This is a genomic window from Rhodococcus sp. C26F, assembly GCF_053345925.1.
Genome location: NZ_JBKFBA010000053.1, coordinates 1 through 24,723 on the forward strand (window position 1 = coordinate 1; position 24,723 = coordinate 24,723).

Consider the following 24,723-nt stretch of genomic DNA (forward strand, 5'->3'; position numbering starts at 1 on the left):
CACGCGGTCGGGGCTTCGTCGTATGCGGGGTCTTCGTCGTATCGGGGCCGACGTTGTTGTCGATTTTCCCGCGTTCTTCGACAACAACGCCTGCCTCGACAGCCCTACCGGCAGCCTTCGAGGTACGCGCGGGCTGTGTCGAGGAGTTCGGGAAGCGAGCGGGTCGCGTCCAGGGCGACGCCGTGCTCGTCGGGCCCCAGCGGTTCGAGCGTCTCGAACTGGGAAGCCACCAGCGACTCGGAGAAGAAGTGGCCGCCGCGTCCGCGGACCCTGGACCGCACGACGTCGACGGGCACATCCAGATGCAGGAAGACGGCCGGGGTGCCGGCACGCAGGATGTCGCGGTAGGACCGCTTCAGTGCCGAACACGCGACCACCGGAGTCTCGACGCTGTCGGCAGCGGCCTCGGCGACCGCACGCAGCCAGGGCTCACGATCCGCGTCGTCGAGCGCACGACCCGAACGCATCTTCTCGATCGACGCGTCGCTGTGGTAATCGTCCGCCTCGATGAAGGCACCGCCGATCGCGTCCGCGAGCCGCTTCGCGAAAGTCGTTTTGCCACATCCACTGACGCCCATCACCACAACAGCCATGCCACATCGTAACTTCGGGGAGGTTGTGGTCGCTTTCGTCGAAATTCTCGACCACAACCTCCCCCGAAAAGCAGCGCGGCCGCCACCCGGAAGGGTGACGGCCACGGGGCTGCAGTGACGCCTAGACGGTCGCGGCGACCGCTTCCTCGGCCTGGGCCGGGGCGCTCGTGCGGATGAGGTGGTCGAACGCGCCGAGCGCGGCCGTCGCACCCGCACCTGCGGAGACGATGATCTGCTTGTACGGGACGGTCGTGCAGTCGCCGGCGGCGAACACGCCGGGCACCGAGGTGCGGCCGTGGTCGTCGACGACGATCTCGCCGCGCGGGCTGAGTTCGACCGTGCCGGAGAGCCACTCGGTGTTCGGCAGCAGACCGATCTGGACGAACACACCGTCGAGCTCGAGGGTGCGCGACTCGTCGGCGGTGCGGTCGGTGTAGGTCAGGCCGGTGACCTTCGAACCGTCGCCGAGGACCTCGGTGGTGAGGGCGCTGACGATGACGTCGACGTTGGGCAGGCTGCGGAGCTTGCGCTGCAGCACCTCGTCGGCGCGCAGGACCGAGTCGAACTCGATGAGGGTCACATGGGCGACGACGCCGGCGAGGTCGATCGCGGCCTCGACACCGGAGTTACCGCCACCGATGACCACGACGCGCTTGCCCTTGAACAGCGGGCCGTCGCAGTGCGGGCAGTAGGTGACGCCCTTGTTGCGGTACTCCTGCTCGCCCGGCACGTTCATCGCGCGCCAGCGGGCACCGGTCGCGAGAACGACGCTGCGCGAAAGCAACCGGGCACCGTTCTCGAGCTCGACCTCGACGAGGCCACCCTCGGTGGGGGCCGGGGTGAGCTTCGAGGCCTTCTGGACGTTCATGATGTCGACGTCGTACTGGCGCACGTGGTTCTCGAGCTCGGCAGCGAACTTCGGGCCCTCCGTGTAGGGGACGGAGGAGAAGTTCTCGATGGCCATGGTGTCGAGCACCTGGCCGCCGAAGCGCTCGGCGAGAACTCCGGTGCGGATTCCCTTGCGGGAGGCGTAGATCGCGGCAGTCGCGCCGGCGGGGCCGCCACCGACGACGAGGACGTCGAAGGGATCCTTCTCGCTGATCGCGGCGGCGGTGCGCTCGGCGGAGCCGCTGTCGAGCTTGCCGACGATCTGCTCGAGGTTCATGCGTCCGGAGCCGAACAGCTCACCGTTGAGGAAGACGGTCGGCACGGCCATCACCTGGCGTGCGTCGACCTCGTCCTGGAAGAGCGAGCCTTCGATCGCGGTGTGCTTGATGCGCGAGTTGGTCACACACATCACGTTCAGGGCCTGCACCACGTCGGGGCAGTTCTGGCACGACAGCGAGAAGTAGGTCTCGAAGTGGAAGTCGCCCTCGAGATCACGCACCTGCTCGAGCAGCTCCACGGCCTCCTTCGAGGGGTGGCCGCCGACCTGCAGCAGGGCGAGCACGAGGGAGGTGAACTCGTGGCCGAGCGGGATGCCCGCGAACTCGACCGCGATGTCGGTGCCGACCCGGCGGATCAGGAAGGAGGGGCGACGGGTGGCTTCACCGTCGCGCACATGGGTGACCAGATCGGACATGCCGGCGATCTGATCGAGGAGGTCGGCGAGTTCCTTCGACTTCGGCCGGTCGTCGAGGGACGACACGAGCTCGATCGGCTGGGTGACCTTTTCGAGAAGGGACTTCAACTGGGCGGCGAGGGAGGCATCGAGCATGAGGATTCACTCCAGAGGTGGAAGAACTGTGACCGGAAAAGATGGGAGTCGGCGAACTTCTCAGCTCGAGCCGAGCGGACCCGGACGGTGCCCGGTGGCACGGGACGTTCGATCCCGTGCCACCGGAACGAATTTCCGTCGACGAATCAGATCTTGCCGACGAGCTCCAGCGACGGAGCGAGGGTGTCGTCGCCCTCTTCCCACTTGGCCGGGCAGACCTCGCCCGGGTGGCTGCGGACGTACTGAGCGGCCTTGACCTTGCGAACGAGCTCGGCGGCGTTGCGGCCGATGCCCTCAGCGGTGACCTCGGTGAACTGGACGACGCCGTTCGGGTCGACCAGGAAGGTGCCGCGATCGGCGAGGCCCTGGTCCTCACGGAGAACCTCGAAGTCGGTGCTGATCTGCAGGGTCGGGTCACCGATCATGGCGTACTCGATCTTGCCGATGGTCTCGGACGAGCCGTGCCACGCCTTGTGCGTGAAGTGCGTGTCGGTCGAGACGGAGAAGACCTCGACGCCGAGCTTCTGCAGCTCCTCGTAGTGGTCCGCGAGGTCGCCGAGCTCCGTCGGGCAGACGAACGTGAAGTCTGCGGGGTAGAAGAAGAAGATCGCCCACTTGCCCTTGATGTCCTCGTCGGACACGGTCACGAAGGCGCCGTCCTTGAAAGCCTCGGCCTTGAAAGGCTTGATCTTCTTGTTGATCAGCGACATGTAAGAACCTCACTCGTCTCGATGGGGTTGACGGTTCAGACGTTATCCGCGAACTATTAATTGTGCCAATCGATAGTTTCTAGAAGTTCGATAAGCAAGGGCTATAACACGCCGTTCGACCAGGTCGTTGCTTTTCCTTCCTCACAAATGTGACAGAACACACAACCTTCGAGACAGAGCACTCAGGCCCGTCCGACAGGGAAGAATGGAACCGATGCACTCACGACTGAGCTACCGCCGCACCGGATCCGGTGAACCCCTACTCCTCCTGCACGGCATCGGCGCCACGATGGACGACTTCTCCACCCTCGTCCCGCGACTCGCCGAGCACTTCGACGTGCTGAACGTCGACCTACCCGGCCACGGTTCGTCGCCGAAACAGAGCGGCCGACCCACCATCGGCGCCCTCACCGACGCTCTCGAGGCGGAACTCGACGCCCACGGACTCGACCGGGTGCACGTTCTGGGCAACTCGCTCGGTGGACGACTCGCGATCGAGCTCGCCGTGCGCGACCGCGCCCTGTCTGTGGTCGCCCTGTCACCCTCCGGACTCGGACTGCCGCCGGAACGCGTCTACCAGGGCGCGCTCATGACGACCGCGCGCCTGCTCAACAAGGCCCGCAGGCCGCTCATCGAACCGATGTCGCGCAGCGTCCTCGGCCGTACCGCACTCACCGCGGGTCTACGCGCGAAGCCGTGGAAGACGACCCGCGCCGAAGCACTGGCAGTCAAGGGCGGATTTGCCGATTCGGCCGGTTTCTGGTCGATGCTGTGGGACGCGATCCTGACCGATGTGCCGACGGGACTCGACCGGATCGACTGTCCCGTCACTCTGGCGCAGGGCGTCCTCGACACGGTCGCGTCGGCGCAGACCGTGCGGTACGTCCCGCTGATCCCGGGGGCACGGTTCGTGCCGCTCCCCTGGGCCGGCCACGCGCCGCAGTCCGACCGCCCCGAGGACATCGTCGACCTCGTGCGCCGGACCGCCGCGCGTGCAAGCACCTACTGCCGATAGGACTCGACCTCGTCGACCGGTCGTGCCTGCGCCTCGTCCGGATCGTCACCGAACTCGGCCTTCGCGCGACGCTGACGCAGCAGATCCCAGCACTGGTCGAGTCGCTTCTCGACGGCGCGCAGGCGCTGCAGATCCTCGTCGCTCAGACCGTCCGCGCCCGTCCGCGAGCGCAGCGTCTTCTCCTCGTCCACCAGCTTCTCGATGTGCTGGAAGAGATCGTTCTCGTCCATGTGTGGCTCCCTCGATGTGGTGTTCCGACGGCATAGCCTGATCCGGCCGGAGTGAAACCGCCGACGGTTTCGCACCCGCCCGACCGGGTATCTCCTCGACATGAGCATCGAAGACGGTCCCGGCGACACCCTCAGCCCCAGCGAAGGCCTCGACGCCGACGAGGTGCGGAACGACGACGGCGACGAGGTCGTCGATCCGCCCGAGGACTGGAGTGGAGCCGACAAGTTCGGAACGACCCAGCGTGAAGAGCAGGAAGGCGAGTCGCTCGACCAGCGTCTCGCCGAGGAGGAACCCGACGTCGAACCCGCCGAGCCGCTCGACAAGCCTGTCGCGGCGACGCCGGAGGACGAACTGACCGAAGACGTGGACGAGGTGGTCGACGACGCCACCACCGGCGCTCCGGAGGATCGGAAGCTCGCCGATGACGTCGACGGGACGATCGTGGAGGATTCGCGCGTCGACCGCGGTCAGGTCAGCGGCGCACCCGAGGACGGAGAGTCGATCTTCCCGATCGTGGAGTAGGAGTTAGGCGAACAGACGAAGGGGAGGTTGTGTGCGTGTCCGGTAGACGGACACGCACACAACCTCCCCTTACTTCGCGCTACAGCACCTTCGAGCCGTACATCTCGCCGAGTGGGTCGGCGATGAGTTCGAGGCGGGCTCCGTCGGGGTCGCGGAAGTACAACGAGACGTCGCTGTGTTCGACGAGCTCGACGCCCGCGTCGATCAGCTTGGCGCGCAGGCGCTCCCAGGTAGGAAGGGCGACGCTGATCGCGATGTGGTGCAGACCGCCGAAGACCTCCTGATAGGGGCCGACGTCGAGACCGGGGAAGTCGAAGAAGGCCAGCAGATTGCCGTTGCCGATGTCGAAGAAGAAGTGCGAGGAGCCTGGATAGTCGCGGTTCTCGATCAGCTCAGTCAGCGGGAACTCGAGGAGATCCTGATAGAAGCGCACGGTTCGTTCGACGTCGCTGCTGATCAGCGCGGCGTGGTGCAGTCCCCGCGCCGACGACTGCGGGCGCGCGTCGGCGGGCTTCAGGTGCGCGTCGCGGATGAGTGCACGCCGACGCTCGAATTCTTCGGAGCGCTGCTGCTCGTCGGCGATCATCGATCGACCTTCTTCCGGTGTGGTTGCGTTCTCGACCACCAGCATGATCCCCGATAGTTGCGTTGTCAACTAGTTTGGTCGAGGCGGTAGCGCTTCGTGACCCGGGGAGTCACGGACCGAGTACGACGATCTCGTCGCCGTCACGTCTTCTTCACGAACATCCGATTCGCCCGTTCCCGCAGATATCGGATGCGGACGATGAATGTGTCGGGGGCTCAACGCCGTTCCGAGGAGATCCCATGAACCATCGCAGGACCTTGCGTGCAACGGTCGCGTTGCTCGCACCGCTCGCACTGCTCGCCGGTTTCGCACCCGCCGCGAGCGCAGCGGCGGACACCGACACCCGAGGACTGTGGACTGTCAGCACCCGCGGAGACACCGTGCTGCTGAAGCTGATCTACACCTCTCCACCGGACGAGGACTACCCCTTCATCTGCGTCGCGGCGCTCGGCACCGGCGAGTCCGGAACCGCCGAGATCTTCGGAGCGAACTACCAGACCCTCGAGTTCACCGGGATCGCCGCAGGACCCAACATCGCGACCGCCAGTTGCGAGGACAACGACGGGGAGCTCCGGCCGGTGGGCGCGATCGAGTTCGACCTGCCCGGCCCACCGACCCTCCACTACGTCGCGACCGAGTCCTTCTGGTTCGACGACGCGGACGACGACTGAGCGTCACATCTTCGCGTCGCGGGCCATGACGAAGCTGTAGAGGCCGTAGACCGCGATGCCGAGGCCCATGAGGACGAGCAGCACCGTGCCGAAAGGCTGCGAGCCCAACGTCTTCAGAGCACCGTCGAGGCCCGCTGCCTTCTGCGGGTCGGCCTGGAAGACCGCGACGATCACCAGAACACCGACGAGACCGAGCGCGAGACCCTTCGCGACGTAACCGACGAGCCCGAGACGTTTCACGAACGTGCTCGGGTGGCTCTTCAGATCGTCGACGAAGTTCTTCGACGCGCCCTTGTAGACGTGGTAGGCGCCCACACCGAGGATGACGAGTCCCGCGACGACGAGGACGAACTTGCCGGCGCCGGACTGCAGCAGCTTCGCCGTCAGTCCCGCGTTCTGTTCACCGCTCGACTTCCCGCTGCCGCGGGCGAACCCGAACGCGGTGTACGCGAAGGCGAGATAGACGACACCGACGCAGGCGGCCTTGAACCGGTCGAACGCCTTGTCCTTCATGTCGGCGTCGGGTTGTTCCGGTTCGGACGCCTTACCGAAGGTGGCCTCGGCGAACCGCCACAGGCCCATCATCACGAACACGACGACGGCGATCCACAGCGCGATCTTCCCGCCGGGCTGCTCACCCAGCTCCGCCATCGCACCGGACTGCGATGCCTCCTGCTCGCTGCGACCGAACGCGACCCTGATCGCGAGGTAGCCGATGAGCAGGTGCACGATGCCACTGCCGACGTAGCCGGCACGGGCGAACTTCTCGAACACACCGTTCTGCGCGACGCGCTCGGCGGATGTCGCCGCGCCACGCGACGCCGGGGCCTGACGGTTCACTCTCGTCTCCTCATCGGTCGGGACTGTCCCCTCGCGCTGTATTCCCGACACCGCGGACCGCAAACGCGAACCGGCTCCGGTGGGTAGATTGGCGTCAGGTTCGAAACGCCGTCGATCGGAGGCGCATCGTGCGGATCGTCGAGGATGCTGTCGCCCTGGCCCGCCGGTGGGTGGAGGAATCGTCGGAAGTCGCACCCGACCGTGCGGCCCGCCACCTCGCCGACGTCCTGAAGGACCCCCACGGACTCGAGTTCACGGTGCGCTTCGTCGACGAGGTCATCCGCCCCGAGGATCCGGCGACCGCCGCGCACGCCCTGGCCGAATTGTCCCGGAACATACCGGATTTCCTTCCCGTCCATCTCCGCGCGGCCGTGCGGGCGGGCGGCGCGATCGGTCCCCGCTTCCCGCACCTCGTCGTCCCTGCCGCGCGTCGCGCACTCCGGACGATGGTGGGGCACCTCGTCGTCGACACCGACGATGCCGCGCTGGGCCGGGCCATCGCACGACTGCAACGACCCGGCATCCGGCTCAACCTCAACCTGCTGGGCGAAGCCGTCCTCGGCGAGGCCGAGGCGCGTCGCCGTTTCGAGGGCACCCATGCGTTGCTGGCACGCGACGACGTCGACTACGTCTCGCTCAAGGTCTCGGCGGCCGTCGCGCCGCACTCGCCATGGGCGTTCGACGAGACCGTCGCGGACATCGTCGAGCGGCTCACCCCGCTGTACCGTCTCGCCGCGACCTCGCCGACGCCGAAGTTCGTCAACCTCGACATGGAGGAATACCACGACCTGGACGTGACGGTCGCGGCGTTCACGACGCTGCTCGACCGTCCCGAGTTCCTCCATCTCGAGGCCGGGATCGTGCTGCAGGCGTATCTGCCCGACGCCCTGACCGCCATGATCGAACTGCAGCGGTGGGCGGCGGCGCGACGCGCACGCGGCGGCGCCGCGATCAAGATCCGGGTGGTCAAGGGCGCCAACCTGCCGATGGAACGGGTCGACGCGTCGCTGCACGGATGGCCGCTCGCGACGTGGAGCACCAAGCAGGAGACCGATACGAACTACAAGCGGCTGCTGCACTACGCGTTCACGTCCGAGCGGATCGAGAACGTGCGGATCGGGGTGGCCGGGCACAATCTCTTCGACATCGCCTACGCGTGGGAGCTCGCCGGTCGCCGGCATGTGCGGAACGGGATCGACGTCGAGATGCTGCTCGGCATGGCGCAGAGCCAGGCCGAGGTGATCCGTCGACACGTCGGCAGCCTGTTGCTCTACACGCCCGTCGTCCGCCCCGACGAGTTCGACGTCGCGATCTCGTATCTGGTGCGCAGACTCGACGAGGGTTCGGGGCAGGAGAACTTCATGTCGGCGGTGTTCGATCTCGCCGACGACCCCGCCCTGTTCGAACGCGAGGAGCAGCGGTTCCGCGCGTCGGTGGCAGCGCTCGACGAGGGCGTCCCCTCCCCCAACCGCACGCAGAACCGACAGGAGCCTCCCACCCCGCCACCGTCGGTGTTCACGAACACGCCGGACACCGATCCGTCCCTGCCGCAGAACCGGGAGTGGGGTCGCCGCATCCTCGAGCGGGTGCCGTCGTCGAAGCTCGGTATCGACACCGTGCGTGCGCACACCCTCTCCTCCGAGGAACAACTCGAGCGCATGCTGGTCGACGCGACGGCGGCCGGTCGTGCCTGGGGTGCCCGCAGCGGTGCCGAGCGCGCACGGATCCTCGAACAGGTGGCCGACGTGCTCGAAGCGCGTCGCGCCGATCTGCTCGAGGTGATGGCGGCCGAGGGCGGTAAGACCCTCGACCAGTCCGATCCGGAGGTCTCGGAAGCGATCGACTTCGCGCGGTACTACGCCGAGCGGGCCCGCGCGCTCGACGGGATCGACGGTGCGCGGTTCGTGCCGTCGACCCTCACGGTCGTCACACCGCCGTGGAACTTCCCGGTCGCGATCCCGGCGGGCTCGACGCTCGGGGCGTTGGCGTCCGGTTCGGCGGTGGTCCTCAAGCCCGCGACGCTCACGGCGCGGTGCGGGTCGGTGCTCGCCGAGGCGATGTGGGATGCCGGTGTGCCCCGCGACGTCCTGCACCTCGTCCACGCCGATGAACGGTCGCTGGGCACGAAGCTCGTCTCCGACCCGCGCGTCGACCGGGTGGTGCTCACCGGTGCCTACGAGACCGCCGAACTCTTCCGTTCGCTGCGTCCGGGGATGCGACTGCTCGCCGAGACGAGCGGCAAGAACGCGATCATCGTGACGCCGAGCGCCGATCCGGATCTGGCCGTGCGCGACGTCGTGCAGTCGGCGTTCGGGCATGCCGGGCAGAAGTGCTCGGCGTCGTCGCTCGTGATCCTCGTCGGCTCCGTGGCGACCTCCCGCCGGTTCCGCGACCAGCTCGTCGACGCGGTGCGGTCACTGCCGGTCGGGCCTGCGCACGATCCGCGAACCCGTATGGGGCCGTTGATCGAACCGGCGCAGGGCAAACTACTCACCGCGCTCACCGAACTCGAGGACGGCGAGTCGTGGCTCGTCGAACCGCACCGGCTCGACGAGGAAGGCCGACTGTGGACGCCCGGCGTACGCACCGGAGTGCGACGCGGGTCGCGCACGCATCTCGTCGAGTTCTTCGGTCCGGTGCTGGGGGTGATGACCGCGGCCGATCTGGACGAGGCGATCGCGATCCAGAACGAGGTGGACTACGGACTCACGGCGGGTCTGCACTCGCTGGATTCGGACGAGATCGCCCGCTGGCTCGATCGGGTGGAGGCCGGGAATCTATACGTGAATCGCGGTATCACCGGTGCCATCGTGCGACGGCAGCCGTTCGGCGGTTGGAAGAAGTCGTCGGTGGGAGCCGGCTTCAAGGCGGGCGGGCCGAACTATCTATTCGGCTTCGGTTCCTGGGAACCGTGCACCTGGGACGAGGACACGCTGCGCCGGGCGTTCGAGGACGACGAGCGAGCATGGACGTCGGAATTCGCTGTGGCACAAGATGTCACAGGACTCTCGGCAGAGCGGAACCTGTTCCGGTACCGGCCCGTTCGCACCCACGTACGCCTCGGTGAGGCCGGGCGGCCCGACGAACTCGTACGTGTACTCGGTGCCGCGGCCCGGGCGGGCGCGCCGGTGGAAATCTCTTCGGCTTTCGCCGTCGATCTCGTAAGATGCTCGATTACAGCACGTTTCGGCGGTCGCGTGCACGTGGAGAGTGATGCGGAATGGGAGGAACGGATCGTCGACGTGACCCCGGCGCGTGTCCGCCTGATCGGCGCAGCGCCGCCCGCCGAATGGAACACCCGATGCGACATCGCGGTGTTCGACCATCCGGTGACCGGATCCGGACGAATCGAAATGCTGCCGTTCCTGGCCGAACAGTCCGTCACGATCACCGCTCATCGATTCGGCACACCGCACCGGCTCACCGACGAGATCATCTGAAAACAAACCCCGAAGCGGTTCTGCCGAAGCCCTGTGAACCCCGACACTGTGAGGTGGAATAGGAAAATGGATATCGCCACTACACCCCCGACCGAACGTCGCAAGCGCGCACTCGCCGCGGTGAAAGAACTGGGCCCCCAACGCACCGAGAAGGCCGTCGTCAAAGTGCGCTGTCCCAAGGGACACACCCTCGCCGCGGTCTACAAGACTTCCGAGGGACAGGTGGTGGTCTCCCGCAGTGGCCCGGGTGGACGAGGCAACCGCGATCGCGAAGCCACTCCGCACAACGGTACATCACTCAATTCGGAATTCGTGGACACCCTCGAGGCAACCCAGTTCGAGGACGACGAAATCCCCTCGGGCTGCGCGTGCGGTCCGCGAACGCTCTCGCGGAAGAAGATGCAGGACGCCGTCGCATCTCACGAACACGTCGTCAACCTGACCTGATCCCTCACAGACCGAACCGCAGCTGCACCCGGAACACGTCGAGCACCTCGTCGACCCAACCCAGGATCGACAGCGTCGAATCGATGTTCTGCGGTGGCGTGCACACCAGGGTGTCGTGCCGGATCAGCCGATCGAAATCCACGGCGACAGGACCGTTTCGCACCGTTCCGTTCGGCGATCGGAATTCGACGCCGGCACGCACCATCACGTCGACGATCTCCTGGGCGAGGATCCCGTAGGCGACCGTCGTCGGGTGCACACCGTCGAGGGAGAACAGTCCCCCACTGTCGCGACCGCCGTGACCGTCGGCCGACAAAAAGCGCGTGTCGGGCACCGGGTCGAGTGCGGCGAGCGCCGGCGGTAGCGGGTACGGCTGCCACCACGCGGGTCGCGCATCGAGGTCGTCGACGTAGCGGCGGGCGGCCAGGCGGTCGAGGATGCCCGCGGTGTCGAGCAGGTACCAGTCCAGTCCCGCGCGACGCGCGTCGGCGACCGCCTCGGTGATCGTCTCGTCGAACAGATCGATCGCGGCGTCGACCATGCGGGCCTGCGCGCCGGTGATGTGTTCGTCGCGGCTCGCGTCGAAGCGGCGCGCGTCCACCCACGGCCGGGTGTAGTAGGGGAAGTACGGCGAGCCGTTCTTCGTCCCGATCCCCCGGGCGATGGGTGCGATGGTGACGTGCGGGACGGTGCACAGCACCACGTGCCGCGCGTCGATGTCGCGAAGCTTCGCGACGACCTCCGCGAACTCGCTGTCGAAATGTTCGGGCTGCCAGATCGTGTAGGCGGCTTTCGCGTCGAGGTCGCGGAAGTCGTCGCCGCTCCACACGACCTGCAGTTCGGTGACGGTCTGCAGCGCGTTGTTCGAACCGAGGAAGACGACGAGTGTCTCGATACCCGCGTCGGTGTCGTCGTCGTGTTCGGCACCGAGTTCGGTCGCGACGTCGAACAGTGTCAGCTCGCGGCGCCGGTCGTCGGTGTTCGGATAGACGTACAGCGCCGCCCGCTCCCCGTTGTTCTCGACGAGCTGCCGCACGAGATCGTCGCGGGGTGTGGCGATGCGGTCGGCGCAGTCGCGGGCGGTCTTCTGCAGCGCGTCGCGCAGATCCCAGCCGAAGCACGACAGGTTGTGGAGATATCCGACGAGCGGTGGTGTCGCGCCGGGTCCGCGTTCCCAGTAATCCTCGACCTCGTCCATGAAACCCCGCGCCGTGAAGAGCGCGGTCGGCAGTTCCCACGGTTCGAGCGTGGATCCGTGCCGCTCCTCGATCCGGCGCAACAGCACTTCGACGTTCAACGGCAGTCCGCCCGGCCCGCCGAAGCGCGGGTACCGCAGGTCGGTGCCGAGTTCGTGGGCGACGATCGCCGGGACGGAGACGTCGGTGTTGTAGATCGAGCCGCTCTGGAAGCCCTGAAGCAGGGAGTCGCCGAGGGCCACCAACCGATGTGGCGGTGTGCCGCGGAAGGACCGGGGAACGTCGATGCCGAGCGTCGGGTCGAACACCGGCACCCGCGGCGGTTCGGCGGCACGGGCCGCCACCGTGTCCGGTGTGCCGTCCGGGATCTCGTCGGCCGTCATCGTGCCTCCTCGCCCCCTCATCGAGGGTAGGCAGACCGCAGCGTCGTCGTGGCCGGATCCGGCAGTTCGTCGACGGCGAACCCTGTCCGGGCCGGCGCGTACCTTCGGAGCATGAGCGACGCCGACTTCGCCCACACCGATCGCGCCGAGAAGAACCGGCGAGACAAGGCCGTGACCCTGGCCCGGTATGCATGGAACCGCGGCATCTCGGGAGCCGAACTGCTCGCCATGACCGACGAGACGCGACGCAAGCTGGCGCGGACCGCGGATGCGCATCCACCGCGCACGATGGAGACCTGGGAACTCGCCGCGAGATTGATGGACGAGAAGACGGCGTGGGCGCAGAAGCACCCAGATCATCCCGCAGCGGTCCGCACCGACGAGGACGAGAAGATCATGTGGGTCAAACCGCCCGTGCGGTCCTGGTTCGAGTGACCCGGAGGAAATTGCCTTGCAGCAGAAGTTACCGAGTGCAACAATTTCCGATCGCCTCACCCCTGTGCAGGCCGGCTTCACGTAACAGCTCGATATTCCTCATCCGACAGGAACACCGTGACCACCACTTCGGAACCACTGGTTCTCACCCAGCGACGGATCTGGATCATCTTCTCCGCGCTCATCGCGGGCATGATGCTCGCCAGCCTGGACCAGACGATCGTATCCACCGCCATGCCCACGATCGTCGGGCAGCTCGGCGGCGTCGAACACCAGGCGTGGATCACCACCGCCTACCTGCTCGCGGTGACCATCGTGATGCCGATCTACGGCAAGTTCGGCGACGTCTTCGGGCGCCGGCACCTGTTCCTCATCGCGATCGGCGTGTTCACCCTCGCGTCCGCGGCGTGCTCGATGACCGACGATTTCTGGACGTTCGTCGTCTTCCGCGCGATCCAGGGCTTCGGCGGCGGCGGTCTGATGATCCTGTCGCAGGCGATCATCGCCGACATCGTGCCCGCGAGCGAACGCGGTAAGTACATGGGCCCGCTCGGTGCGATCTTCGGCCTGTCGGCCGTCGGGGGCCCGTTGCTGGGCGGCTTCTTCGTCGACCACCTGACGTGGGAGTGGTGCTTCTACATCAACGTGCCGGTCGGCATCATCGCGTTCGTCATCACCTGGTTCGCGCTGCGCTTGCCGACGAAGCGTCCGACGAAGCGGATCGACATCCTCGGCGTGCTCACGCTCTCCCTCGCCACGACCTGCCTGATCTTCTTCACGGATTTCGGTGGCGACGCCGACCGCGGTTGGACCGCTCCGCTCACCTGGATGTTCGGCGCCGGACTCGTGGTGTTCGTGTGCCTGTTCGTGCTCGTCGAATCACGCGCTCAGGACCCGATCATTCCGCTGTCGCTGTTCCGCAACTCGATCTTCGTCAACGCGACGGCCATCGGATTCGTCCTCGGCCTCGGCATGTTCGCCGCGATCGCCTTCATGCCGACCTTCCTGCAGATGTCGTCGGGCACCTCGGCCGCGGTCTCCGGTCTGTTGCTGCTGCCGATGATGGCCGGTCTGATGATCACCTCGATCGGCTCGGGTCTGGCCATCACCAAGACCCAGCGCTACAAGATCTATCCGATCGTCGGTTCGCTCATCACCGCGGCGGGCATGCTGTGGCTGACCACGCTCGAGGGCGACACCCCGCTGTGGATGATCTGCTCGATGCTGTTCGTCTTCGGTCTGGGCCTCGGCCTGATCATGCAGGTGGTCATCCTGATCGTGCAGAATGCGGTGCCCGCCGACGAGATCGGCACCGCGACGAGCTCGAACAACTACTTCCGCGAGGTCGGTGCGGCGCTCGGTGTCGCGATCTTCGGCACCATCTTCACCAACCGCCTCTCGGAGAAGCTCGTCGAGGTCTTCACCGCGGCCGGCGCGACGCCGGAGCAGGCCGGCCAGGCCACCGCGACCGTCGATCCGGCAGCAATGAAGCTGCTGCCCGATCCCGTCCGCGAAGGCATCATCGACGCCTACGCCGACTCGCTGGCCCCGGTGTTCTGGTACCTCATCCCGTTCCTGCTCATCGCGTTCGTCCTCGCGTGCTTCATCAAGGAGATCCCGCTCTCCGACGAAGCACTCATGGTCGCGCGTGGCGAGGCCGTCGCCGACCCGTCGAAGGCGGCGAAGGACGACGCCGTCGTGGTCGTCGAGGGAACCGAGGCCGGTGCAGACACTGCGGACAGCGGTTCGAAGCGGCCGTGATCGAATAGGTCCGGCCATCGCACGAGGGAACGGAGACGGCACGTGGGACGAACGATCACACCGGTTCGCGTCAAGGACGTGGTGATCGGTGAAGGCGCACCCACGATCGTCGTCCCCGTCACCGGCCGCACCCCCGAGGAGCTGCGCGAACAGATCGCGGCCGTCGCCGATCGGGCCGACGTCGTCGAATGGCGCGTGGACTTCTTCCACACCGTCGACGACGTCGCCTCGGTGGTCGCGCAGGCCGGCTCGTTGTCCGAGCAGTTGCAGGGCACTCCCGTGCTCGCGACCTGCCGCACCGCCAACGAGGGCGGGGAGATCGCGATCCACGACGAGGCGTACGCCGATCTGACGGTCGCGCTCGCCGAGAGCGGCGCAGTGGATCTGGTGGACGTCGAGTACCGCCGCGACCGTGCCGCCGTCGAGCGGATCGTCGCAGCGGCCCACGCCCGCGGTGTCGCGGTGGTGGCGTCGAACCACGACTTCGACGCCACTCCGCCGAAGGACGAGATCGTCGCGCGGCTGCGCGAGATGCAGGAACTCGGCGCCGACATCTGCAAGATCGCCGTCATGCCGCAGTCGACGGCCGACGTGCTCACCCTGCTCGACGCGACCCGCACCATGCACGAGGACCACGCCGACCGCCCGTTGATCACCATGTCGATGGGCGGTCTCGGCGTGGTGTCGCGGATCGCCGGGCAGGTCTTCGGATCGGCGGCGACGTTCGGGATGGTCGGCACCGCGTCGGCGCCCGGGCAGGTCGACGCCGACGAGCTGCGCTCGGTGCTCGGCCTCATCGACCGCGCCCGCTGATCACCACACGGCGGCGAGAGCGAGCCCGGCGACCGCCGCGACGAGCGTGGTCGCGAGCGTGCCGAACGCGATCACCGCGGCGGCGGCGTAGCGGCGCGCCACGATCAGGCGGACGGAGTCGACGCTGGTCGTGCTGAAGGTCGTGTAGCCGCCACAGAAACCGACTCCCGCGATCGTGAGCATCGTCGTCGGGGCGTCGTGGAGCAGCACCGCACCGGTGAGCAGCCCCAGCAGCAGCGATCCGGTGACGTTGATCAGCACCGTCGGCCACGGCAGGGACGACCCGGAACGGGCACGCAGCGCGCTGTCGACGACGAACCGCGTCACCGCACCGGCGCTGCCGGCCAGCGCCACCCACACCGCGATCATCGCCGTGCCCCTCGGCGACTCCCGAACCACGCGCCCAGCGCGACACCGATGCCGGTCGCGAGAAGGCCGACGAGCACCGTGCCGAGCGCATAGGTTGCCGCGGCGACGAGTTCACCGTCGCGCAGCAGCAGGTCGGTGTCGACCGCGAGCGCGCTGTAGGTGGTGAACGAGCCCAGCGCACCGGTGCCCACCCCGAGCCGGACCACCTGACGCCAGGAGGTGTCGGGACCGATGCGGATCAGTGCCTCGAGCAGGAATCCGAGCAGCAGCGCACCGAGGACGTTGATCGCGAAGGTCGTGACCGGCCAGCCCCCGGACTCGACGGGGAACCACCGGCCGAGGCCGTAGCGGGCACTCGTCCCGAGCAGACCGCCCACGGCGACCGCCGCCAGCGCCGACGGTCGCAGGTGCAGCGCTCTCGGCAGCGGGCGTTCGCCCTCGGTCAGTCCTGGTCCCACAACTCCAGAACAGTAGTGAGGATCTCCTCCGACGCACCGAGACCCCCGAGATGACTCTCGCCGGGCAGGTGGTGGAACTGGGCGTCGGGCAGCAGGTCCACCATGTGCAGGCCGTGTTCGATCGGGATGATGTGGTCGGTGTCGCCGTGCCACCACCGCACGGGCACCTTCACGTCGGAGACGCGGAAACCCCAGTCGCGGGTGAATACGACGATGTCGGAGAACGGCGCGGAGATCTGACGTCGGCTGCCGTTGAGCAGGTCGTCGAGGAACATCGCCTTGAACTCGGGACGGGCGAGCAGGCGGCGGTCTGCCTCGGGTGAGAGCCGCCCGTACAGGTCGATGATCGGCGACGCGAACGGGCGCACCACGCGGATCGCCGCGCTCACCGCCACACCGATCGGGACGCCCGCGGTCTGCAGTGCCGGCGCGACGAAGGCGCCCAGCTTCATCAGGTTGCTGTCGATCGACTCGGGACCGACGACCGGTGCCACACCGCCGAGGACCGCAGCCGCGACGACCCGTTCGCGCAGCGCATAGGCCGCGGCGAGGGTGTAGGGGCCGCCGCCGGACAGCCCGACGATCGCCATGCGGTCGACCCCGAGCGTGTCGGCGACGATGCGCAGGTCGTCGCTGAACGCGAGGACGTTCTCGTAGATGTGCGGTGCCGACGAGCCGATCCCCGGGCGGTCGATCCCGATGAGGCGGATGTGGTTCCGTTCGGCGAAGGCGCGGGCCTCGATGGGAACCTGGCGGCGCGCACCCGGCGTGCCGTGCAGCCAGAACACCGTGCGGCCCTGGGCCGACCCGAACTCGGCGAAACCGAGCCGGCGGCCCTCCCCGACCGCGACGGTGCCTTCGAGCTTGGGGCGTTCGACGTCCATGGCGCCAGCATCGCACGCACCCGCACGCCCGACCAGCGACCGTCCCGTGGGACGAATCGACGCAACCGAGATGTGATGCGCGCTACATTGGATCTGACAACAGTCAGCGTCAGATTCCGACCACCCGGAGATGCGCCCGTGACGAAGATGCTTGCTCCTCCACCTCCAGGCCTCGCTCCCGTCCCGGGCGACAGCGGCCTCCCCTACGTCGGCTACGCGCTGAAGTACATGCGCGATCCCATTGCGGCATATACGCATCGGTACCACGAGCACGGTCCGGTCTCATGGTTCCGCTTCGCCGGCCGGCCCTGGGTGGTGCTGCTCGGACCCGACGCCGTCGGCGCGGCCCTGCAGAACCGCGACCGCGCGCTGCTGAACGGACCGGGCTGGCGTGCCCTGATCGGGCCGTTCTTCGACCGTGGGCTCATGCTGCTCGACGGCGACGAGCACACCGCGCACCGTCGCATCATGTCGCAGGCGTTCACCCGCGACCGGCTGTCCCTCTACACCGACCGCATGCATCCGTCGATCGAACGGACCCTCGACGGATGGACGCCGCGCGACGATTTCCGCGTGTACCCGGCGCTCAAGGAGCTGACCCTGGGCCTCGCGACGGAGATCTTCATGGGCGGCGCCGAGGGGTCGTCCGACCGCGAGATGGACGAGGTGAACCGGGCGTTCATCGGATGTGTGCAGGCGGCCACCGCCATCGTGCGTTACCCGTTGCCGGGCACGCGGTGGCGTCGCGGCATCGTCGGACGGGCACGCCTCGAGAAGTTCTTCCGGCATTATCTCCCCGCGCGTCGCGCAGGAGACGGCGACGACATCTTCTCGGTGTTCTGCCACGTCGAATCCGAGGAAGGCGAACGATTCTCGGACGACGACGTGGTCAACCACATGATCTTCCTGATGATGGCCGCGCACGACACCTCGACGATCACACTGTCGACGGCGATGCAGTATCTCGGCCAGTTCCCCGAATGGCAGCAACGCTGCCGCGAGGAGTCCGACGCGCTCGGCACCACCACGCCGAGTTTCGACCGACTCGACGAATTGACTTCGCTGGATCTGGTGATCAAGGAATGCCAGCGGCTGGTGACGCCGGTGCCGGGTGTCGTGCGCCGCGCGGCGAAGGACACCGAGATCCTCGGCCACTTCGTCCCGAAGGGCACCCTCCTCAATCTCGGGATGCACTTCTCCCATCACATGCCCGAATTGTGGCCCGACCCGGAACGTTTCGATCCCGAACGGTTCTCGCCGGAGCGCCGCGAGGACAAGGTGCACAAGTACGCCTGGGCGCCCTTCGGCGGTGGCGCGCATCGGTGCCTGGGCATGCACTTCTCGGGAGCCGAGATCAAGACGGTGCTGCACCATCTGCTGTTGCGTTTCTGCTGGCACGTGCCGACCGACTACGTCGCGCCGATGAACTTCACGTCGTTGCCGTTCCCGAACGACGGGGGGCCGATCCACCTCCTTCCGAGGTGATCGGGCGTAGAAAGAAGGAGTGACCGCCGCCGACGAACTCGACGAACGTTTCGTCACCGCGGTGCGCGCTCTGCCGGGGCACGCACCGCCGGAGCGACCGGTCGACCGGCGGGTCGACGACGACCTGTTGGTGCGGTACTTCGACGCCCAGGTGCAGTCGCGGCATCTCGATTTCGCGGCCCGCACCCTGCAGGGACGCGGTGAGGGTTTCTACACCATCGCGTCGGCGGGCCACGAATCGAACGCCGCGCTGGGCCTGTGCACGCGGGTGACGGATCCCGCTCTGCTGCACTACCGTTCGGGTGGTTTCTATGCGGCCCGTGCGTCGCTCGTCGAAGGCAGCACCCCGATCCGCGACGTGCTCGCCGGATGTGCGGCGTCCACGCTCGATCCGATCTCGGCGGGTCGGCACAAGGTGTTCGGCAACGCCGGCCTGAACATCCTGCCGCAGACGTCGACGATCGCCTCGCATCTGCCGCGGGCCGTCGGGCTCGCTCTCGCACTGCCGCGGATGCAGCGACTCGGGCTCGAGGCGGCGTGGCCGTGGGATTCGGTGGTGGTGTGCAGTTTCGGTGACGCCTCGGCGAACCATTCGACGGCGGTCGGCGCCATGAACGCGGCCGCCTACTGCCGTCACAGCGGGTTGCCGCTGCCGTTGCTGCTGGTGTGCGAGGACAACCGGCTCGGCATCAGTGTCCCCACCCCACCCGGCTGGCTCGAGCGGTCGCTGTCGTCGTATCCGGGGATCGAGTACCGGTCGGTGGACGGAGCCGATCCGGTGGAGATGCTCGCTGCCGCAACCGATGCCGCGGAGACGGTGCGGACGACCCGGGCTCCGATCCTGTTGCACGTGCGGGCGGTGCGTTTCCTCGGTCATGCCGGTTCCGACGTCGAGTCGGCCTACCGCAGCCCGTCGGATCTTGCCGCGGACCACGAGCGGGACCCACTGGTGGGCACCGCCCGCGAACTCGTCACACGTGGAGTGCTCGATGCAGCAGGGGTTCTCGACCGGTACGAGCGGATGCGTGCCGAGGTCGACTCCGTCGCGGACTCACTGACCGGACCGCCGCGACTGGCGACCGCCGCCGACGTGATGCGACCGCTGGAATCCGGGCTCGTGCTCGTCGACGACGATCCGCATCCGGCCGCTGAACCGCTCACGCTCGCCCGGGCCGTCAGCCGCACGCTCGGACAGCTGCTCGAGGAGGATCCCCACGCCTGTGTGTTCGGCGAGGATGTCGGCCTCAAGGGCGGGGTCTACGGCGTCACCCGAGGGCTGCAGGAGCGCTTCGGGCGCCTGCGCGTGTTCGACACCCTGCTCGACGAGCAGACGATCCTCGGCACCGCGCTGGGTTTCGCCGTCGCGGGCATGCTGCCGATCCCGGAGATCCAGTACCTGGCCTATCTGCACAACGCCGAGGACCAACTGCGCGGTGAGGCGGCGAGTCTGGCGTTCTTCTCCGACGGGCGGTACCGCAATCCGATGGTCGTGCGCATCGCGGGCCTGCCCTACCAGCGGGGCTTCGGCGGGCACTTCCACAACGACGATTCCGTTGCCGTGCTGCGCGACATCCCCGGTCTCGTGCTGGCCGTGCCGAGCTCACCCGCCACGGCCGGCGCTCTGCTGCGCACGTGCGTCGAGCTGGCCCGTCAGGAGGGCCGGGTGTGCGTGTACCTGGAACCGATCGCGCTGTACCACCGGCGCGACCTCTACGACGAGGGCGACGGACTGTGGCAGCAGGTCCCCGATACCGCCGGGCTCCCACCGGGATCGGTGTGCACCTACGGCGACGGGCGCGACGTGCTGGTGGTGACCTTCGGGAACGGGGTGCCGATGAGTCTGCGTGCCGTCCGTCGCGCGGGAGTCGCGGCGACCGTCCTCGACCTGCAGTGGTTGTCGCCGCTGCCGACGACCGCGCTGCTCGAACACGTCCGCCGCTTCGAGCGCGTGGTGGTGGTCGACGAGACGCGCCGCAGCGGAGGAGTCGCGGAAGCGGTCGTCGCGGCGCTCGTCGACGAGGCGTGGCAGGGCCGGATCACGCGGGTCACCTCCCGCGACAGTTACGTGCCGCTCGGACCCGCGGCCGCGCACGTGCTGATGTCGGAGGACGACATCGTGCGGGCCCTGCTGGAGGCGTGATCAGCAGGAAGCGGTATCAGCAGGAGGAGAGGATCCGCGACATCGCGTCGTGTTCAGCCTGGGTGACCCACAGTTCGTAGGTCGTCTTCACCTCGATCTGCCGCACGACGTACTCGCAGTGGAAGGCGGTGTTCGGCGGCAGCCACTCCGACGCGTCGGAGTCGCCCTTGCCCTGGTTGGTGGGGCCGTCGACGGCGATCAGGTTGCGCGGATCGTTCGCAAGATTTTGCTTCTGCTGATCGTCCAGATGGCGGGCGCCCTTCTTCCACGCATCGGACAGGGCGACGACGTGGTCGATCTGCACGGCGGACGAGGTCTCGACCCCGCGTCGGAAGGAGATCGTCTTCCCCGTGTACGGGTCCTCGAGCGTGCCGGCGGTGACCGTGCACTGCTTCTTCCCGGGCTCGAAGGAGACGTCGACGAGGTCGCGCTGCAGGATGTCGTTACGGGTGTCGCAACCGTTGCGTCCCAGGTCGACGGTCACCTCGTCGGTCCAGGCCGAACCGAACAGCGAGCGGTCGTAGCCGCTCTGCGATTCGGCAGGCCGGACGGGCAGTGCCGCCAGCGCCTCGAGCGCTTCGGAGGGGTTCTCGACCGTGCTCCCGCCGGGACCGGCCGGCTCGTCGTCCCCCACGGGCTCGAGGAGGACGACGACCACGCTGACCACGATGAAGCACAGGACCCAGACCCAGCGGGGAATGGACGACGTGCGAGTACTCGCCATGTGTCGATACTGCTACGAAGTCGTACTGCTGCCGCTTCCTACTTCGCCAGCGGGGGCATCTTCACGACCTGGCCCGCGTACGACAGGCCGGCACCGAACGCGAGGAGCAGCGCGGTGGATCCGGCCTCGACCTGGCCGGTTCGCAGCATCTTCTCCATCGCCAGCGGGATGGACGCGGCCGAGGTGTTGCCGGTCTCGATGATGTCGTCGGCGACCGCGACCGTCTCGGGCAGCTCGAGCTGCTTGACGATGACGTCGTTGATGCGCAGGTTGGCCTGGTGCGGGACGAAGGCGTCGAGGTCCTCGAGGGCCACGCCGGCCTTGTCGGCGATCTGCCGGGCGAACTTGCTCATCTCGAAGGCGGCCCAGCGGAAGACCGCGGTGCCCTCCATGATGATCCAGGGGCGCTTCTGATCGGGATTGTTCGCGAAGTCGACCCAGTCGGGTTCCTGACGGATCGCGTTGGCCTGCGAGCCGTCGGAACCCCAAACGGTCGGGCCCACGCCGACCTCGTCGGACGGGCCGACGACGACGGCACCGGCACCGTCGCCGAAGATGAAGCGCACCGAGCGATCGGTGGGCTCGGTGGTGTCGCTCATGCGCTCGACACCGACGACGAGCACGTGCTCGGCGGAACCGGCGCGCACGAGATCGGAGGCGACACCGAGGGCGTAACAGAAGCCTGCGCAGCCCGCTGCGATGTCGAGGGCGGCGGCCCCGCCGGTGCCGATGCGGTCGGCGACGAGAGCCGCGGCCTGCGGGGTCTGGAAGGGATAGGTGGAGGTCGCGACGATCACGGTGTCGATCTGCGCACCCGTGAGACCGGCGGCCGCGAGAGCCCGCTCGGCGGAGCTCGTCGCCATGTCGACGACCGATTCCTTCGGGTGCTCCTCGGCGAAGCGGCGCTCCTTGATACCGGATCGCGACTGAATCCATTCGTCGCTCGAGTCGATCTGCTGGCAGATCTCGTCGTTGGTGACGATGCGCTCGGGGCGGTGCACACCCAGACCGAGCAGCGCGCTGTTCCTCAGCGGGGCAGGGACAGCGATCTGTGCACCCATCAGACGAACTCCTCCTCCTCGACGTACCGCGTGTCGGCACATCGCATCCGGTCAACGATATCGCAGGTCACGGTTTCGTCACAGCGCTACCCCGACGATGCGCTTCCGTAACCCTCACCGCAAGCGGGGATCCCAATCGCCACGCGAGACTAGCGTCGCGGTCATGGATGCACAGGCTTGGAACGAGAAGTATGCGGCGTCGGAACTGATCTGGGGCGCGCCGCCCAATCCGGTCATCGTCGAACACGTGGCGTCGCTGTCGCACGGTCGCGCCCTCGATCTCGGGTGTGGTGAAGGTCGTCACTCCCTGTGGTTGGCGACGCGCGGATGGGAGGTCGTGGGCGTCGATTTCTCCGAGGTCGCCCTCGACAAGGCCCGCCGGATCGCGACGCAGGCGCCGTCGCGTTCGCGGGACCGGCTCCGCTACGTCCGCGCGGATGTGACGGCCGACTCGCTCGAGGGCGAATATGACCTGATTCTCTCGGCCTTCCTGCATTTCCCTCCGCCACAACGGAAGGCGCTTCTCGACCGCGCCATCAATTCACTGAAACCTGAAGGAATCCTCATATTCCTGGGGCACGACGCGATAAATCCCGATGAGGGCGTGGGCGGACCACAGGACAAGGAAATCCTCTACACGCCAACCGATCTCGTCGAGGAAATCGACGGCAGATTGGAAATCAGGATTGCCGAACGACGATATCGGGAAACCGATGCGGGAACGGCGATCGACGCGCTCGTCGTGGCGAGCAAACCACCCCTTGGCAGTTAGTTGCCTGACGAGTAACATGGAGATGTTACCGACGAGTAATAACTTGGGCGGTACTTGAAGCCAGCTGGACCGCACCACACTGGGAGACACCGACGACATGGGCCACTACAAGAGCAACCTCCGCGACCTCGAGTTCAACCTGTTCGAGTTCCTGAAGATTCAGAAGGTCCTCGAAGCCGGCAAGTTCGGCGATCTGGACGAGGACACCGCGCGCGGCATCCTCGCCGAGGTCAAGGCGCTTACCGAAGGACCGGCGGCCGAGGCATTCGCCGACACCGACCGCAACCCCCCGGTCTTCGACCCCGAGACCCATTCGGTGTCGATTCCCGAAGGCTTCAAGAAGTCGTTCCGCGCCTGGTGGGATGCCGGTTACTGGTCGATGGGTATCCCCGAGGAGATCGGCGGCACCGAGTCGCCGCAGACCCTGCTGTGGGCCGTCAACGAGATGATGCTCGGCGCCCAGCCCGCAGCCTTCATGTACGCGGCCGGCCCCGGCTTCGCCGGCGTGCTCTACAAGAACGGCACGGACGAGCAGAAGAAGTGGGCGGCCACCTGCGTCGAGCGCGGCTGGGGCGCCACGATGGTGCTCACCGAGCCCGACGCCGGTTCCGACGTCGGCGCCGGTCGCACCAAGGCGATCAAGCAGGACGACGGCTCCTGGCACATCGAAGGCGTCAAGCGATTCATCACCTCGGGCGACTCCGACGACCTGTTCGAGAACATCTTCCACCTCGTCCTCGCCCGCCCCGAGGGCGCCGGCCCCGGCACCAAGGGCCTGTCGCTGTTCTTCGTCCCGAAGTTCCACTTCGACTTCGAGAAGAACGAGATGGGCGAGCGCAACGGCGTATTCGTCACCGGCGTCGAGCACAAGATGGGCATCAAGGCTTCCGCGACCTGCGAGGTCACCTTCGGCGGCCACGGTGTTCCGGCCCAGGGCTGGCTCGTCGGTGAGGTCCACAACGGCATTGCGCAGATGTTCGACGTCATCGAGCATGCTCGCATGATGGTCGGCACCAAGGCCATCGCAACCCTGTCGACCGGCTACCTCAACGCCCTCGACTACGCCAAGGAGCGCATCCAGGGCGCCGACCTGACCCAGATGTCCGACAAGACCGCACCGCGCGTGTCGATCATGCACCACCCGGACGTCCGCCGTTCGCTCGCGATGCAGAAGGCCTACTCCGAGGGCCTGCGCGCCGTGTACCTGTACACCGCCGCCCACCAGGACGACGCCGTCGCCGAGCAGGTCTCGGGCGCCGACGCCGGTCTCGCGCACCGCATCAACGACCTGCTGCTCCCGGTCGTCAAGGGCTGCGGCTCCGAGCGGGCCTACCAGTACCTGAAGGATTCGCTCCAGACCCTCGGCGGTTCGGGCTTCCTGCAGGACTACCCGATCGAGCAGTACATCCGCGACTCGAAGATCGACTCGCTGTACGAGGGCACCACCGCCATCCAGGCGCAGGACTTCTT

At 67.3% G+C, this 24,723-nt stretch carries 24 protein-coding genes; 12 read left to right on the top strand and 12 right to left on the bottom strand.

What is annotated here, in order from left to right; translation table 11 throughout:
- Positions 1-104: 104 nt before the first annotated feature.
- From ACLBYD_RS27835 to ahpC, 3 genes are all read right to left on the bottom strand, one after another.
- Positions 105-593, bottom strand: coding sequence for a gluconokinase (locus tag ACLBYD_RS27835; protein WP_447818980.1), 489 nt, complete (start codon positions 591-593; stop codon positions 105-107).
- A gap of 121 nt (positions 594-714) precedes the next feature.
- Complete coding sequence (gene ahpF, locus ACLBYD_RS27840) at positions 715-2,310, bottom strand: alkyl hydroperoxide reductase subunit F (protein WP_447818981.1); 1,596 nt, start codon at positions 2,308-2,310, stop codon at positions 715-717.
- Between the two features lie 146 nt (positions 2,311-2,456).
- A complete protein-coding gene (gene ahpC / locus ACLBYD_RS27845) occupies positions 2,457-3,020 on the bottom strand; it encodes an alkyl hydroperoxide reductase subunit C (protein WP_447818983.1) in 564 nt (187 codons plus the stop codon).
- A 214-nt stretch (positions 3,021-3,234) separates the two neighbouring features.
- Here ahpC and ACLBYD_RS27850 point away from each other — a divergent pair, with 214 nt between their 5' ends.
- Positions 3,235-4,035 carry an alpha/beta fold hydrolase gene (locus ACLBYD_RS27850; protein WP_447818984.1) on the top strand — a complete coding sequence of 267 codons (801 nt, stop codon included), beginning with the start codon at positions 3,235-3,237 and terminating at the stop codon, positions 4,033-4,035.
- Here ACLBYD_RS27850 and ACLBYD_RS27855 read toward each other — a convergent pair.
- Entirely contained in the window at positions 4,023-4,265 is a 243-nt protein-coding gene (locus ACLBYD_RS27855) for a DUF2630 family protein (RefSeq protein ID WP_301844681.1), read from the bottom strand. The two genes, ACLBYD_RS27850 and ACLBYD_RS27855, sit on opposite strands and share 13 nt — an antisense overlap.
- 100 nt (positions 4,266-4,365) lie before the next feature.
- On the opposite strand from ACLBYD_RS27855, the gene ACLBYD_RS27860 reads away from it, so the two are divergent.
- Positions 4,366-4,788: a hypothetical protein gene (locus ACLBYD_RS27860; RefSeq protein WP_447818985.1), complete on the top strand. Its 423-nt coding sequence runs from the start codon at positions 4,366-4,368 to the stop codon at positions 4,786-4,788.
- 79 nt (positions 4,789-4,867) lie between these two features.
- Here the strand turns inward: ACLBYD_RS27860 and ACLBYD_RS27865 are convergent, their stop codons facing one another.
- A complete protein-coding gene (locus ACLBYD_RS27865) occupies positions 4,868-5,374 on the bottom strand; it encodes a VOC family protein (protein WP_447818986.1) in 507 nt (168 codons plus the stop codon).
- A 239-nt stretch (positions 5,375-5,613) separates the two neighbouring features.
- Between ACLBYD_RS27865 and ACLBYD_RS27870 the strand changes: the two genes are divergently transcribed.
- Positions 5,614-6,045 (top strand): hypothetical protein, encoded by a 432-nt coding sequence (locus tag ACLBYD_RS27870; RefSeq protein WP_447818987.1) that lies wholly within the window; start codon positions 5,614-5,616, stop codon positions 6,043-6,045.
- 3 nt (positions 6,046-6,048) lie between these two features.
- Here the strand turns inward: ACLBYD_RS27870 and ACLBYD_RS27875 are convergent, their stop codons facing one another.
- The gene (locus tag ACLBYD_RS27875) at positions 6,049-6,885 is read right to left on the bottom strand and encodes a DUF1206 domain-containing protein (protein ID WP_447818988.1); all 837 of its coding nucleotides are present in this window, start codon (positions 6,883-6,885) and stop codon (positions 6,049-6,051) included.
- A 128-nt stretch (positions 6,886-7,013) separates the two neighbouring features.
- On the opposite strand from ACLBYD_RS27875, the gene ACLBYD_RS27880 reads away from it, so the two are divergent.
- Both ACLBYD_RS27880 and ACLBYD_RS27885 read left to right on the top strand, forming a co-directional pair.
- Entirely contained in the window at positions 7,014-10,325 is a 3,312-nt protein-coding gene (locus ACLBYD_RS27880; RefSeq protein ID WP_447818989.1) for a bifunctional proline dehydrogenase/L-glutamate gamma-semialdehyde dehydrogenase, read from the top strand.
- A gap of 66 nt (positions 10,326-10,391) precedes the next feature.
- A complete protein-coding gene (locus tag ACLBYD_RS27885) occupies positions 10,392-10,772 on the top strand; it encodes a hypothetical protein (protein WP_120280354.1) in 381 nt (126 codons plus the stop codon).
- Between the two features lie 4 nt (positions 10,773-10,776).
- Here ACLBYD_RS27885 and ACLBYD_RS27890 read toward each other — a convergent pair whose 3' ends face one another.
- Positions 10,777-12,351, bottom strand: coding sequence for a hypothetical protein (locus ACLBYD_RS27890; RefSeq protein WP_447818990.1), 1,575 nt, complete (start codon positions 12,349-12,351; stop codon positions 10,777-10,779).
- Between the two features lie 111 nt (positions 12,352-12,462).
- Between ACLBYD_RS27890 and ACLBYD_RS27895 the strand changes: the two genes are divergently transcribed.
- The 3 genes from ACLBYD_RS27895 to aroD all read left to right on the top strand — a co-directional run bounded on the left by ACLBYD_RS27895 (position 12,463) and on the right by aroD (position 15,360).
- On the top strand, positions 12,463-12,786 hold the full coding sequence (locus tag ACLBYD_RS27895) for a hypothetical protein (RefSeq protein WP_447818991.1): 324 nt from the start codon (positions 12,463-12,465) through the stop codon (positions 12,784-12,786).
- 117 nt (positions 12,787-12,903) lie between these two features.
- Positions 12,904-14,547, top strand: coding sequence for an MDR family MFS transporter (locus ACLBYD_RS27900; protein WP_447818992.1), 1,644 nt, complete (start codon positions 12,904-12,906; stop codon positions 14,545-14,547).
- Positions 14,548-14,589: 42 nt separating this feature from the next.
- Positions 14,590-15,360 (top strand): type I 3-dehydroquinate dehydratase, encoded by a 771-nt coding sequence (gene aroD, locus ACLBYD_RS27905; protein WP_447818993.1) that lies wholly within the window; start codon positions 14,590-14,592, stop codon positions 15,358-15,360.
- Here the strand turns inward: aroD and ACLBYD_RS27910 are convergent, their stop codons facing one another.
- Genes ACLBYD_RS27910 through ACLBYD_RS27920 form a run of 3 tightly spaced genes read right to left on the bottom strand, consistent with a single transcriptional unit; the run spans position 15,361 to position 17,071 of the window.
- Positions 15,361-15,729: a fluoride efflux transporter FluC gene (locus tag ACLBYD_RS27910; RefSeq protein WP_447818994.1), complete on the bottom strand. Its 369-nt coding sequence runs from the start codon at positions 15,727-15,729 to the stop codon at positions 15,361-15,363. It abuts the gene before it with no gap.
- The gene (locus ACLBYD_RS27915) at positions 15,726-16,187 is read right to left on the bottom strand and encodes a fluoride efflux transporter FluC (protein WP_248690639.1); all 462 of its coding nucleotides are present in this window, start codon (positions 16,185-16,187) and stop codon (positions 15,726-15,728) included. The genes ACLBYD_RS27910 and ACLBYD_RS27915 overlap by 4 nt, the downstream gene beginning before the upstream one ends.
- On the bottom strand, positions 16,172-17,071 hold the full coding sequence (locus ACLBYD_RS27920; protein ID WP_447818995.1) for an alpha/beta fold hydrolase: 900 nt from the start codon (positions 17,069-17,071) through the stop codon (positions 16,172-16,174). Before ACLBYD_RS27920 ends, ACLBYD_RS27915 begins: the two co-directional genes overlap by 16 nt.
- A 138-nt stretch (positions 17,072-17,209) precedes the next feature.
- On the opposite strand from ACLBYD_RS27920, the gene ACLBYD_RS27925 reads away from it, so the two are divergent.
- Positions 17,210-18,556 carry a cytochrome P450 gene (locus tag ACLBYD_RS27925; RefSeq protein WP_447818996.1) on the top strand — a complete coding sequence of 449 codons (1,347 nt, stop codon included), beginning with the start codon at positions 17,210-17,212 and terminating at the stop codon, positions 18,554-18,556.
- A 19-nt stretch (positions 18,557-18,575) separates the two neighbouring features.
- Positions 18,576-20,696: a thiamine pyrophosphate-dependent enzyme gene (locus ACLBYD_RS27930; protein WP_447818997.1), complete on the top strand. Its 2,121-nt coding sequence runs from the start codon at positions 18,576-18,578 to the stop codon at positions 20,694-20,696.
- Between the two features lie 16 nt (positions 20,697-20,712).
- Here ACLBYD_RS27930 and ACLBYD_RS27935 read toward each other — a convergent pair whose 3' ends face one another.
- Complete coding sequence (locus ACLBYD_RS27935) at positions 20,713-21,420, bottom strand: HNH endonuclease family protein (protein ID WP_447818998.1); 708 nt, start codon at positions 21,418-21,420, stop codon at positions 20,713-20,715.
- A gap of 38 nt (positions 21,421-21,458) precedes the next feature.
- Complete coding sequence (locus ACLBYD_RS27940; protein WP_447818999.1) at positions 21,459-22,481, bottom strand: beta-ketoacyl-ACP synthase III; 1,023 nt, start codon at positions 22,479-22,481, stop codon at positions 21,459-21,461.
- A gap of 163 nt (positions 22,482-22,644) precedes the next feature.
- Between ACLBYD_RS27940 and ACLBYD_RS27945 the strand changes: the two genes are divergently transcribed.
- Positions 22,645-23,253 carry a class I SAM-dependent methyltransferase gene (locus ACLBYD_RS27945; RefSeq protein WP_447819000.1) on the top strand — a complete coding sequence of 203 codons (609 nt, stop codon included), beginning with the start codon at positions 22,645-22,647 and terminating at the stop codon, positions 23,251-23,253.
- A gap of 97 nt (positions 23,254-23,350) precedes the next feature.
- The coding region (locus tag ACLBYD_RS27950) for an acyl-CoA dehydrogenase family protein (protein WP_447819002.1) at positions 23,351-24,723 on the top strand (1,373 nt) is incomplete at its 3' end.